Source organism: Oceanospirillum multiglobuliferum (assembly GCF_900167095.1).
Taxonomy (GTDB): domain Bacteria; phylum Pseudomonadota; class Gammaproteobacteria; order Pseudomonadales; family Halomonadaceae; genus Oceanospirillum; species Oceanospirillum multiglobuliferum.
The window spans coordinates 24369-37835 of record NZ_FUXG01000008.1 but is presented as its reverse complement, the minus strand read 5'-3'; the positions used below and the strand labels follow the sequence as shown (position 1 = coordinate 37835).

General features: G+C 42.9%; 9 protein-coding genes. 3 read left to right on the top strand and 6 right to left on the bottom strand.

The genetic code is table 11. The features are described 5' to 3' along the window. Nucleotide 1 precedes the first annotated feature (1 nt). The 3 genes from B5D26_RS07045 to B5D26_RS07035 all read right to left on the bottom strand — a co-directional run bounded on the left by B5D26_RS07045 (nt 2) and on the right by B5D26_RS07035 (nt 2794). Entirely contained in the window at nt 2–688 is a 687-nt protein-coding gene (locus tag B5D26_RS07045; protein ID WP_078745031.1) for an ABC transporter permease, read from the bottom strand. A gap of 40 nt (nt 689–728) precedes the next feature. Then, entirely contained in the window at nt 729–1499 is a 771-nt protein-coding gene (locus tag B5D26_RS07040; protein WP_078745030.1) for an ABC transporter ATP-binding protein, read from the bottom strand. Between the two features lie 254 nt (nt 1500–1753). After that, on the bottom strand, nt 1754–2794 hold the full coding sequence (locus B5D26_RS07035; RefSeq protein ID WP_234985221.1) for a GlxA family transcriptional regulator: 1041 nt from the start codon (nt 2792–2794) through the stop codon (nt 1754–1756). 241 nt (nt 2795–3035) lie between these two features. On the opposite strand from B5D26_RS07035, the gene B5D26_RS07030 reads away from it, so the two are divergent. Beyond that, the gene (locus B5D26_RS07030) at nt 3036–4262 is read left to right on the top strand and encodes an aspartate aminotransferase family protein (RefSeq protein WP_139776627.1); all 1227 of its coding nucleotides are present in this window, start codon (nt 3036–3038) and stop codon (nt 4260–4262) included. A gap of 85 nt (nt 4263–4347) precedes the next feature. On the opposite strand, the gene B5D26_RS07025 is transcribed toward B5D26_RS07030, so the two are convergent. After that, complete coding sequence (locus B5D26_RS07025; protein ID WP_200810634.1) at nt 4348–5436, bottom strand: site-2 protease family protein; 1089 nt, start codon at nt 5434–5436, stop codon at nt 4348–4350. Nucleotides 5437–5535: 99 nt separating this feature from the next. Here B5D26_RS07025 and rlmF point away from each other — a divergent pair, with 99 nt between their 5' ends. Both rlmF and B5D26_RS07015 read left to right on the top strand, forming a co-directional pair. Next, complete coding sequence (gene rlmF, locus B5D26_RS07020; protein WP_234985220.1) at nt 5536–6528, top strand: 23S rRNA (adenine(1618)-N(6))-methyltransferase RlmF; 993 nt, start codon at nt 5536–5538, stop codon at nt 6526–6528. A gap of 292 nt (nt 6529–6820) precedes the next feature. Next, nucleotides 6821–8797: a methyl-accepting chemotaxis protein gene (locus B5D26_RS07015; RefSeq protein ID WP_078745028.1), complete on the top strand. Its 1977-nt coding sequence runs from the start codon at nt 6821–6823 to the stop codon at nt 8795–8797. Between the two features lie 160 nt (nt 8798–8957). Here the strand turns inward: B5D26_RS07015 and B5D26_RS07010 are convergent, their stop codons facing one another. Beyond that, on the bottom strand, nt 8958–9899 hold the full coding sequence (locus B5D26_RS07010) for a GGDEF domain-containing response regulator (RefSeq protein WP_159445610.1): 942 nt from the start codon (nt 9897–9899) through the stop codon (nt 8958–8960). Between the two features lie 18 nt (nt 9900–9917). After that, nucleotides 9918–13451 (bottom strand): response regulator, encoded by a 3534-nt coding sequence (locus B5D26_RS07005; protein ID WP_159445609.1) that lies wholly within the window; start codon nt 13449–13451, stop codon nt 9918–9920. Between the last annotated feature and the right edge of the window lie 16 nt (nt 13452–13467).

Below are 13467 nucleotides of genomic sequence, written 5' to 3'. Positions count from 1 at the left end.
ATTATTTATCCCCCCAACGACTGTTACGTTTTTCCATAAAGTGGATAAAAACCATCGTTAGGATGGTGAGTGCTAAATAGATAAAGGCAGCAGCACTGTAAAACAAGAATGGCTCTTTTGAGTAGCTTACCGCTTCAGTGGTTTTACGCATTAGGTCGTGCAAACCAACCACCGAAATCAACGCAGTATCTTTCAGCAGCACTAGAAATAAGTTGCCTAAACCAGGTAAAGCCAAGCGCCAAACTTGGGGCAAAGTGATGCGCCAAAAAATCTTGAGCGGTGACATACCAATAGTTAAACCCGCCTCACGCTGGCCTTTTGGAATGGCGATAATTGCCCCACGAAACACTTCGCTGGCATAAGCGCCAAAGGTTAGCCCTAATGCAATCACACCGGCTACAAATGGGCTAATTTCGATATATTCATCGTAACCAAATAGTCTTGCTACGGCCATAATCGCAGTGGCAGAACCGAAGTAGATGATTAAAACGGTTAACAACTCAGGAATACCGCGAATCACGCTGGTATAAGCCAGTGCGATATTTCGAGCAAACCAGTTATCAGATAAACGTGCGGTGGCTGCTAAAATTGCCAAACACAAACCCACAACCAAACTGGCCAAAGCCAACTCAATTGTCACCATTGTGCCTGCTAGCAGTTGATCACCAAAGCCTTTGAGATCAAACATCAGAAGTACCTCAAATCAAAAAGAATGAAAGCTGTTCTGCTTAGTAAACAGAAGAAATAAATTCACGACAGCGTTCAGAGGTAGGGTTACCAAAAACTTGATCAGGATGACCAAACTCTTCTACTTGACCTTGATGTAGAAACATCACTTTATTAGACACTTCCCGTGCAAACTGCATTTCATGAGTTACGATCAGCATAGTTCTACCTTCGCCTGCTAAGTCGCGCATCACGCCTAGTACTTCACCGACCAGTTCAGGATCAAGTGCAGAGGTTGGCTCATCAAACAGAATTAACTGTGGGTCCATTGCTAAGGTGCGGGTAATAGCAACACGTTGCTGTTGACCACCAGAAATTTGGCTTGGGTAAAAGTCTTTGCGCTCTTCTAAGCCGACACGGCGTAAAAGCTGCTCTGCATAAGCGATAGCTTCATCTTTGCTTTTACCCAATACTTGAGTTGGGCCTTCAATAATGTTTTCTAGCAGTGTTTTATGGGGCCAGAGGTTGAAGTTTTGGAATACAAAACCCACCCGTGCACGCATAGCGGCCAGCTGACGAGGATCAGAGGCATCTAAGTCCCCCTTCTTATTGCGGGCTAACTTTAACTTCTCGCCCGTGATCCAAATTTCCCCTTCTGTAGGTGTTTCCAGTAGATTGATGCAGCGTAAAAAAGTGCTTTTGCCAGAACCACTGGAACCAATAATTGAGATCACATCATGTTCATGGGCTTGTAGATCGATACCTTTTAAGACTTTCAGGTCACCAAAGGATTTATGAATATTCTTTAAGCAAATGACGCTATTTTCTGGCATGTTATTCTTCTCTAGGTTGCCTGATATGAGACTACGGTGCGCTCCAAGGTTCTACGAGAAACTTGTGGTACGGTCTAAGGTAGTCGATCTTAATTTGAGAGTATCAGAATAGCCGTGTTGTATATTTTCAAAATCGGCCATTGAATTCACCTCAAGCGACCCCCTATCAGGGTGATCTACTGGAGTATTTCTACAATAAAGACATTAAGTGCCTATAGTTTAAATCATCTCTATCTGATTGATAACACTAAAAATTAATGATTTTCTAGCAAAATTGATCTGGAGGTAACATTTAACTCATGACTTTCTACTTCGCTGAGTTTTTTACGCTCCTCCCTCGGGGTTAAGCCATAATGACTACGATAAGCGGTGCTAAAATGAGAAGCACTGGAAAAACCGCAGGCTAGGCCCACCTGTAATACCGACTTATCTGTGCGCCTGAGCATCTGACGAGCACGATCTAAGCGTAGCTCAAGGTAATACTTAGAAGGTACTGTTTGTAAGTGCTTTTTAAATAAGCGCTCTAAATGACGCCTAGAGACACCGACATGACGTGCTAAATCATCCGCACTGAGAGGTTCTTCTATGTTAGCTTCAATTAATTGTACCGCTTCAATGAGTTTAGGCTGGCTAACGCCTATACGCGCTTTAAGTGGAATGCGTTGTTGATCATCACTGGCGCGCATACGTTCACAAACAAACTGCTCAGAAATAGATGCGGCCAAATCCATGTTGTGTCGCTGACTGATCAGAAACAGCATCATATCCATCGCAGCAGTACCACCACTACAGGTATAACGCTTATTATCAATCTCAAATAAATTATTGGTAACCTGTGTTAGTGGAAAGTCTTCACGCAAACTTTCAATATCCCACCAGTGGATGGTCGCTTTATGGTTATTTAATAAACCTGCACAGGCGAGAAGATAAGAACCTGTGCCTATACCGCCAATAGCCATACCACTTTGACGCTGTTTCCGAAGCCAAGCGATAATGGCATCGTTACCTGTGCGGGCGATGGGACTAGCGCCACACACAAATACAGCATCTAACATCGGAATATTATCCAGACTGCAATCGACGATAGTTTTAACACCAAAACTACTGGCAACAGGTTCACCGTCGTGACTGATCAATATCGTTTCGTAGCACTCGTCGCCCGTTACCCAGTTTGCCATCCGCAAAGGCTCTATCGCAGATGAAAAAGCAATCAATGAGAAGTTGGGTAAAAGCAAAAAGCCGTACTTTAAAGGAGGGCGGCTCTGTTTAGACTGAGCATCGACGGTGCTGACCAAATGACAATCTCCTTTGCACGATTATTTGACTAAAGTTTATACCCCTAGGATACCGACTTATGTCTAATATTGCTTCGGATCTTTGTTAAATGTCAGCTTAGCGCAAATTTATGTCGCTCATATGTAAATCTGCCTATGTTATAGTGCCGAACTTTTATTGATACTGTATCTAGCGGTTTTTCATAACAATATTCATACTTCAGCCAAACTGATAGGCTGAATCAATAAGGTAGAAATCGGTATGTCCACACTGCAAGTAACACGCGCTCTATTTGACGAAGTCATGGTGCCTAACTACAACCCACAGCAGATGGTGCCAGTTCGTGGCTTAGGCTCTCGCGTTTGGGATCAAGACAATAACGAATACATCGACTTTGCAGGCGGCATTGCAGTTAATGCACTAGGCCATTGCCATCCTGCAATGGTTGAAACGCTGAAGCAGCAAGCGGATCAACTGTGGCACTTAAGTAACACTTTCACTAATGAGCCTGCTTTACGCTTAGCCAAAAAGCTAACCGATGCAACTTTTGCAGACAAAGTGTTCTTTTGTAACTCTGGCGCAGAAGCTAACGAAGCCGCTTTCAAATTAGCACGCAAATTTGCATACGATAATTTTGGTGCAGACAAAAACGAAATTATTGCGTTCTACCAAGGTTTTCATGGCCGTACATTATTCACTGTATCAGTCGGTGGCCAAGCCAAGTACCGTGAAGGTTTTGAGCCTGCACCAGGTGCTATTACTCATGTTGCTTATAACGATTTAGAAGCCTTAAAAGCGGCTATTTCAGATAAGACCTGTGCGGTTGTGATGGAGCCAATGCAAGGTGAAGGTGGCGTAATTCCTGCCGATGCAGAGTTTGCCCGTGGCGTACGTGAGCTGTGTGACCAACATAATGCACTACTGGTTTATGATGAAGTACAAACAGGTGTAGGCCGTACAGGCCGTCTGTATCAGTATATGGAGCTGGGTGTAACACCTGACATCCTGTCGACAGCAAAAGCACTTGGTGGTGGCTTCCCTATAGGCGCAATGCTTACCACTAACAAAGTAGCACCAAGCTTAGGCTTTGGCACTCACGGTAGCACTTACGGTGGTAACCCTCTAGCGTGCGCGGTGGCAGAAACAGTGCTAGACATTATCAACCAGCCAGAAGTACTGGAAGGCGTTGCAACTAAACGTGCAGTATTTGAAGAAGAACTAGAGAAAATTAATAACCAGTACAACATCTTCACAGAAGTACGGGGTCGTGGTTTGTTAATTGGAGCCGAGCTAGTACCCGCATGGCATGGTAAGGCAGCACAGTTCTTAGCTGCTGCCCGCGAACATGGCTTGTTAATGTTAGTAGCTGGCCCGAACGTGATTCGTTTTGCACCATCACTGATTATCCCTGACGAAGATATTCGTGCAGGTATGGCGAAACTAGGCGATGCGATTGCACAAGTATTAACTGCGGAACAAAGCGCCTAACATTCTACGTGATAAAGCAAAAGCGCCTGTTAGATGACTAACAGGCGCTTTTTTATCGAAAAGTCTCTTAGTTTCAAATAATAAACTAAGCATTTAATATTTTAAGCGGTAAGCCTAAGACTGCATCACCACTACCAGCAAAATATATGATAATAGCAACCAGCCCTGCTACGGTCGCAACATACCATAATGCTGAAACAATCTGGCCATAACGATCTAATGGCAGCAAATGACTCGCATGGCGTGTTTTCCACTCGAAGAAAATTTCAACACTGCCAACCAACAACAAAAAGCCCAATAATGCCAAACCAAAGCTATAGCTGATTGCAATCCCCAATGCGGCACCAAGCGCACATAAAATCAACCCAGTTACGCTGTTCATAGAGAAGCTAATGCTTTTTAGAACATGCCCTCCATCGAGCGGCAAAATAGGCAACAAGTTAAACAGATTGAGCAAACTATTGAACGCTGCAACACCAGCAAAGAACTGATTACCTGTTATCCAATAGGCGATCAGCATTAAAACTGACATCCCAAGGCCGAAGAATGGCCCCATCAAAGAGATCACCACATCTTGCCAACGAGTGTTTATTTTGCCATCACTGAGCGCAAGCCCTCCCATAAAAGGAATCAGGTAGATGCCTTTGGTTGGCATGCCAAAATATTTCATAGCTCGGATATGGCCATACTCATGTATCACCAAACAGGCAATTAGAGTTAATGCAAATTGTAGAGAGAACAGCCATGAATATGCAGCCAAGCTCGCACCAGCCAAGACAACCTTAATTATTTTTGCACTTTTTAAGAGTTTAAAACCCAATGAGAGCAAGCCTACCATGCTCGGCTTTTGCTTAGTTTGGGGCTTAATTGTAGGTATCTGGCGTTCAATATCTTTAGTGCTACGCAGTCCCTCATGGATAGTGTCATTATTTATTTTCAGTTGATAACTGAATAGAAAAGGCTGCCAACTGACCTGAAAATCAACCGTGCAGTGTAATACATTGCCATTATCAGGATCTTTGAGATCAAAACTCAAACTGAAGTCTCCATCAGCTTGACCGTCAGCATCTTTACCTGCAACGGGCTGATCGCCCCAATATAGTATTTGCCAGCCTGCCATAGAGGCTTCTAGTCGCAAGGGTTGACCCAAAAAATCAGTTTTTAATAGTTCCACAGTTACGTACGCCATCGAGCTTAGAGTAGGGCGCTATTATGCCCTAACGTAGATAATATTGCTTAGGCTGTTACAATGCGCACGCTTAAAAAGTTAATAATGAGTCAAGGTGTAATGGTTAAAAAACAGCAAGTTTTAAAAAATGGATTACATCCCAGAAACCCCCACAATCAAGGTTATGACTTTGACCAATTAGTGGCCCTACTACCAGACTTAAAACCTTTTGTTGTTGTCACACCGAAAGGGCATCATTCTATTAACTTTGCAGACCCCGAAGCAGTAAAGCACCTTAATCGAGCATTACTGAAGCAGTACTACAACGTTTCTTTTTGGGATATACCAGAAGGCTACTTATGCCCTGCAATTCCAGGGCGTGCTGACTACATCCATTATTTAGCGGACTTATTAGCACAACCGCATGCCAAACAGCCCCCGAGGGGTAAGCATATTCAAGTATTGGATATTGGTGCTGGAGCTAACTGCGTTTACCCTATTCTTGGCAGCCAAAGCTACGGCTGGTCTTTTGTGGGGTCTGATATTAACCCTATTGCAGTGAACTGTGCGAAGCAGCTAATACGAGCCAATCAAAGTTTATCAGGCAAAATCGAGTATCGCCTGCAAACCGATAGCCAGAAAATATTCAAACATATTATTCAGGCTGGTGAACACTTTGATTTGACATTGTGTAACCCTCCTTTCCATAGCTCAGAAGCAGAGGCTAGTGCAGGTACTGAGCGTAAACTACGTAATTTAAACCTAAGCCGAGAGCCTTCCTCGAAAACAAATAAAAAACCAACGCTTAACTTTGGCGGCCAACAAACCGAACTTTGGTGCAAAGGGGGGGAAATTGCATTTTTGCGGCAGATGGTTAAAGAAAGCTCCGAGTATGCAGCGCAATGCTTATGGTTTAGCAGTCTAGTTTCTAAAAAAGAAAATTTACCCGCACTTTATCAAGCATTAAAAGCAGTTAATGCCAAACAAGTTCAAACCATAGAGATGCAACAAGGGCAAAAAGTAAGTCGTATAGTTGCTTGGAGCTTTATGGATCTTCCACAGCAGCTGCAATGGCAACAGTTTCGTTGGAAACGCTGAGCGATAATGCTTTACCCCCCCATTCATAAATAGCTGTGCACTTGAGTAAAGTGTTTTGATCTTATAAGTGCATAGCGTCTCTTAAACTTCTGTTGTCTCAACTAGCCTAATCACAATGCTACATCGGCAGTTTCCACTTCTAATTTTGTCTATCCTTTTTCGATTCATAATAAATAAAAACAAAAAGAATTATGTATCACATTAAAATTTATACTATAGTCTACAGCATGACTATATGGTCATTCTAAAAACAATAAATTAGCGCAAAGCGACAGAACCCGGATCTACCTATATGCTGCAGAAAATCAAAGACTTATCTATTAGAGTCAAGCTGTTTGCTGTATTACTCTTGCCTTTAGCGGGCATGCTCTACTACGCAGGCATTACTTTTTATGATCGTTTAAAACTTAACCAGGAGATGAAACAGCTACAATTCTCGACCGAATTGTTGACGGAAAGTGTTCATACCTCGTATGAGCTTATGAATGAAGCTAGTAGCTATCAATCTGACACTGATACTGCCTACACCGTGCAGCGCACAGACCAGCAGCTTGAGCGTTTTCGATCAGCTATGCAGGTCGCAGTACAACAGCTCAGTCATGCCGACCTACAACGTCAGCTACAACAGCTAGAGATTTCACTTCAAAAGTTGCTTGAAATTAGAACTCAGGCTCAGCAGCATAAAGACCCGATAAAAATGTCACAGGGTTATGTTGCACTCATTACAGAGATCAAAAATGTTGTCGACCAATTAAGTCGAATGAATACTCATAGTGAGACCGCACCTATTGCAAATGCATTAACAATGCTTCTATCTGCGCAAGTGCGTGCGGCACAGGAGGAGTGGATTCTAAGTCACACTTTCAGTAATGACTCTTTCCCTGATGGCTATTATGGACGTTTTATCAAACTCTCTAGTGAGCAAGCGACTTATCTAACATCATTTTCGGATCTGGTTGATGACTCATCACTCAAAGCAGCATTGCTAGAGATCGAAAAGAGCCAAACTCGTCAAGAGATCAATAAGCTACATGGCAGCATACGTCAGATATACCTAGATGGTAATTTTGGGATAGGCCAATCTAAAGAAAACTGGCATAAGCTTAGCCAAAGCTGGAGAGAGCAGCTGTATCGGCTGAGTGAACAAGGCTCTAATACACTCATACAACGCGTTGAGCAAAAAGCGCTTGCTACAGAGAATAGTCTAATCACCCTTGCGGGAATACAGATCGGTATGGTCGCAGCGATTATTTTATTAAGCCTGAGCGTGATTCGTATTATTTCAGGGCAGCTCATCAATCTAAATCAGATGATTATGAAAATTGCACAGCAGCACGATTTGAGACCACGTATCCCTGTCTTCAGTCGTGATGAAATTGGACAAACCGCTCATTCTTTTAACAACATGTTGGATGCCTTTGTTGAAATTATTCAGCAGGTACGTAAGGCCAGTACGCAATTGTCAGCCTCTGCTGACAATACGCTAAAAGTCTCTCATCAAATGGAGCACGACATTAGTGAGGGGCACCAACAAGTTGAAATGCTAGCGGCTGCAATGGAAGAGATGCATAGCACTGTGCAAGAGGTAGCACAGTATGCAGCTGATGCTATGCTACAAGCTGATAATACGAATCAGCAAACGGCGGAAGGTCGAAGCGTTGTAGGTTTGTCCATTTCAGCCATTCGTCAGTTGGAACAAGATTTAGCGCATTCAAGTAAAACAGTGAACAGCCTAAGTGCTGATACCGCAGATATTGAAAGTATGGTTGACGTTATTCGTACTATCGCAGAGCAGACTAACCTACTTGCGTTAAATGCGGCGATTGAGGCTGCTCGTGCCGGTGAACAGGGGCGGGGCTTTGCGGTGGTTGCTGATGAGGTGCGTACATTAGCGCAGAGAACTCAAGACTCAACCCGAGAGATTGAGGCGGTGATCAGTCGTGTACGCCTAAGCTCAGATCAAACTATCAAGGTCATGCAGCATAGCTTTGATCAGGTGAGAGAAAGTACACAACATGCCGACAATGCTCAAACAGCACTAGATGAGATCAGCCAGTCTATTGTCAAAATTACAGATATGAATACTCAAGTTGCAACCGCTACAGAACAGCAAAGCGTAACGGTTGAAGAAATTAATAGGAATGTTAGTCATATTCGACAACGTTACTCTGAAACTGCCTTAGCCTCCCATAAAGTTGAGCAAAGCAGCCAAACATTGTCTGATCTGTCTCACCGCTTAGAAAATATGGTACAGCAATTCAGCGTATAGCCATTTTTAAATATTCATAACTGTGCCACCCCTATTTATCTATTTAAGGGTAATGGGAAGTGGCACGGTACAATATTGAAGTCAAAGATAACGCTTGAACAAAACTCCCGGTAAGGGATTATCAAATATAGAGGCTCTTGGTAAAAACATACGTAGGAGCCTAGCTATTTTGGAGTTGAACATTACAGCAATAATCATTGCGAGTACTGTGTTTTACTTGATACAAGAGTTGATCGGCTTGATTAAGTGCGCTATTGACCTCCGCAGCATTAGCAAATGAACAAGTTGCCACGCCAATACTAACGGTGACAATAGGTGCTGTAGGTGAGTCCTCGTGTTCGAGTGCAAGAGCACGTACTGCCTGTAAGCAGCCTTGTAGTAGCTTTTCTATAGAGGTTTCTTGAGTGGTAGGCAGGAAAAAAAAGAACTCCTCACCTCCACAACGATACAGATGACCACCAAATGCATGCAGGTATTGCGCAATTTGATTAGAGACTTTCCTTAAAACAGTATCGCCTTTTTGATGCCCATAACGGTCGTTATAAAGTTTGAAGTGATCAATGTCTATGATGCCAACAAATGATAGTTCTGGATGGGGCTTGTAAACCTTAATGCGCTCCGCTGTATCTAAATCCCATTTTCTTCTATTAGGTAGCTCCGTCAAAGTATCTATATTGGCATAGCGCTCTAATAATCGCCGCTGGCGCACAATTTCCAAGTGAGTCTTAACTCTTGCTAATACAATGCTGGCATTAAAAGGCTTATGAATATAGTCACAGGCTCCCAGCTTTAGGCCCATCGCCTCATCCGCTGGAGATTGTAAGCCAGTTATAAAAATGACAGGTGTATTGTGCAGGTTTGGGTGGTTTTTCAGCTGCACAATAAGCTCAAAGCCGCTGATTTCAGGCATCACCACATCAAGTAAAATCAAGTCGGGTTGCGTTTCAATGGCTTTTGCTAACCCTTCTGACGCCTGCTTACTGGCGATAACTTGGTAATCGCCTCTCAATAATGTAGAGAGAATTTTGAGATTGCTAGTTTCATCATCAATACACAAAATAGTGAACTTATGTTCTGAATGGTTAGTTTGTATTGGAAGCATATCTTTAGGGTTCATAGATTAAACGCGCTGTGTCTCAGTTGTTATTATTTTGATTTGCTGCTCGATTTGAACTAAACACTCAAGTGCTGCGCTGAACTCAAAATCATTGATTAATTCGTACAAACATTCGCCTAAGTTGGCGACTGAGGTATGCCTAGTTAAGTCAAACAATGAGTCCGCAAGTGCTTCTGCATCTGTATTATTCTGTTGTAGCAGAGGTTTCAACTGTTGCAGTAATTCAACAATATTACTCTGCTCTGCGTCAGTCATCGGGGTCAATTGAGGCTGATTTTTATCGGTGTCTTTGTTTTTATTTAGTGTTTGTTGATTCAACACTCTATTTAAAGGGGTCAAAAGCAGTTCCAATTCATTTAAAACTTGTGTTAGTAGCCACTCAATATCTGAAGATTGTTGTGTTACTGCTAGCTCTAATGATTTTGCTGCGTTCGAAAGCAGAGATGCGCCAATATATTCAGCATTTGACTTTAGGGTATGGGCTTCACGATAAAGACTATCCCAACTCTCTTGATCGAGAAATGCTTTTAACTGCTGCTGTTTCTGCTGTTTTTCCTGCCAAAAGGAGGTGACTAGTTCTAAATAAAGCGTTGCATTGCCTTGAAGGCGCGAGATGGCAACATCAACCTCAAGTGAGGTTTGAGTTTTAAGCTGGTCTAACTGTAATGCCTGCTCTGCTGTTAACGCACTCATGGGTCTTTGAGCGGTATCTTGCGCTGTATTTACAGGGATATGTTGCCCTAAATACTGTGCGAGTTTGGTAAAGAGGATGTCTGGGTTGAGCGGTTTTGTAATATGGTCATTCATCCCCGCATTGCGGCTCTTTTTCGCGTCACCCGCCATGGCATGAGCTGTCATTGCCAAAATAGGTAAATCTTTTAAACCTAGCTCATTTCTGATTTTACCTGCAGCGGTTAAACCATCCATTTCGGGCATTTGAATATCCATTAAAACAAGGTCATAGTGCTGCTCTTGTAAACGTTGTAGTGCGACTAACCCATTTTGTGCGCTGTCTATTTGTGCGTGAGTGCTGGCTAAAAAGCCTCTTGCAACAATTTCATTAACTTCGTTGTCTTCTACTAGTAACAAACGATATTGGCTAAGATCTGGGACGCTGGCGTTTATAACGTTATTCTGATCATAGAAGTCATATTGACCTCTAGTCATGCTGACAATGGCATCCACAAGAGAGGATTGACTGATAGGCTTTTCAATAAACCGTTTGATACCTGCCTCTAGACCTAAGCGCTTGGCTTTATCTTTATCATAAGCTGAAACCATTAATATATGTGGTGCATCATGCTTTACGCGGGCTTGAATTTGCTTAGCGGCGTTAATGCCATCCATTCTCGGCATTTTCCAATCCATAAGAATCAGCTCGTATGGGTCGTTGGCTTGGTCTGCGGCAATCACCTTATCCACTGCCTGTTGGCCGTCATGAGCGCTGTCAGCTTCTATACCCAGTGCATTCAGTAGCTCTAATAACACTTTACGGGCGATGTCAGAGTCATCTACGACTAGGGTTTTTAACTTCGCCTGCGCTAACTTAACTAAATGCTGCCCACTATTGACCTGTGGCTGATGCTCCAATACGACGGTGAAAGTAAAGCTAGAACCTTTGCCCAACTCGCTTTCAACCCAAATTGAACCACCCATCATCTCAGTTAATTGTTTAGAAATGGCTAAACCTAGCCCTGTGCCACCATACTTTCGGGTAACAGATTCATCAGCTTGAGAAAACGATAAGAAGAGCTTGTTACGCTGCTCTTCTGTCATACCAATACCAGTATCTTTGATATGAAATTGAAGTTTAATGTGATTATCTTCAGCCTCTAGGCGAGAAATATGGAAATAAATGCTACCCGTTTCGGTGAACTTAACGGCATTACTTGTAAGGTTGATTAAGATCTGTTGCAGGCGTAGAGGGTCACCGTATAGTACATAAGGTACATCAGGCGCTATATCAACCACCAGTTCTAGGTCTTTCTCATGAAGCTTGTAAGCACAAACATTCACCACTTTTTTAATTACATTTTCTAGCTCAAACTCTGTGTTCTCAAGATCAAGTTTGTTAGCCTCAATTTTAGACAGATCAAGAATATCGTTGATCACCGCCAATAAAGTGTCAGATGCTTCTTGGATACGATTAAGGTAATCACTTTGCATCTCGTCGAGCTTGGTATTTAGCAGCAAGCGACTCAAGCCAATGACAGCATTCATGGGAGTGCGGATTTCATGACTCATGTTGGCTAGAAAGTTAGACTTAGCTTGGGCTGCGCCTTCGGCTTTATTTTTAGCGGCTTCTAGCTCTGTTAGTAACAGGTTTAACTTTTCAGTACGTTGCGCCACCATCTGCTCAAGGTTGTTATTCATCTCAGCCAGCTCTTCGCTTTTACTTTGCAGCTGGCTCATTTGATCTTTAAGGGAATCGCGCATTACAGCAAAATTACTGGCAAGTGCGCCCAGTTCGTCGTCACCTTTAACCTCGATTGGTTCGTTGAGATTGCCTTTAGCAAACTCATCTACGACTCGGCTAAGCTTTGCAATGGTGTTACTCCAGCGTGACACTAATAGTCCTGATAGCAGTGTTACCGCGCCGACTGTGATTAAGGCCAATAAACCAAACAGGCTTAAAGTATCAAAAATGCGCTGCATGGTAAGAGACTGCGAGATACTCACAGACACGTAGCCTACCGTTGAGCGATTCACAACTAAGGGGACCAAAATGGCATCATAAGTTTGTTGTTGTTTATCACTCAAAAGCGTCAGTTGATTGAAGCTATAGTTTTGCTTGAGATCTAAATCCGGCATCTCAACCTCGCCTGAGGCGGCTTTGCCATTAATGTCGTAGAGGTTAATGACGACGCCCAACTCCTTGTTCAGTGCCTCAAGATTTAGATTTACCGCTTTAGTGAATACAAAAGTACCAATATGCTTAGGATATGGGTCGGTTGCGGTTTCAATGGAGTAAGACTTTTCTGCGATTAATACAATATCATTGCCTCGCACCTGTAAGGCATATTCGTCGGAGGGCTTGTAGCGCTCAGGAAATATATTTGGGTTTTTGATCTGTTGGCGACCAATCGGCAGGCGTTTAAAATGCTGCTGCTCTTCAATCTGTACCAAAGCACCAATTTTATTGTCGTAGTACAGCGCTAGCTTTTCCTCTCCCACCAGTTTTGGCGCGTAGTAAAACGCTAACTGTTCTAATGTTTGATCACCTAGTAGAATTTTATCATATAGGTCAAAATTGCCCGTAAATGCCAACCCTACTTCTAAGCTCCAACCTGCTTCAATTGTTTTCAGAGTTTGAATTGCAAGATTTTCTTGCTGCTGAAAATTCTCATAACGTGCGTTTAACTGGCTGGGTAGACGGTTAAAACTACGAATAAACATAGAGCTTGCAGTATTTAGGCGTTGGTGATTGTCCTCAGTAGTCTGACTAATACTGATGATCAAAGAGCCTACCAAAGAGACTGCCGCTGTAAATAAAACAACAAAAATGGTGTAAGCCACCGCCTTTGTTCTGATTCTCATATTAGAAAACATCTAA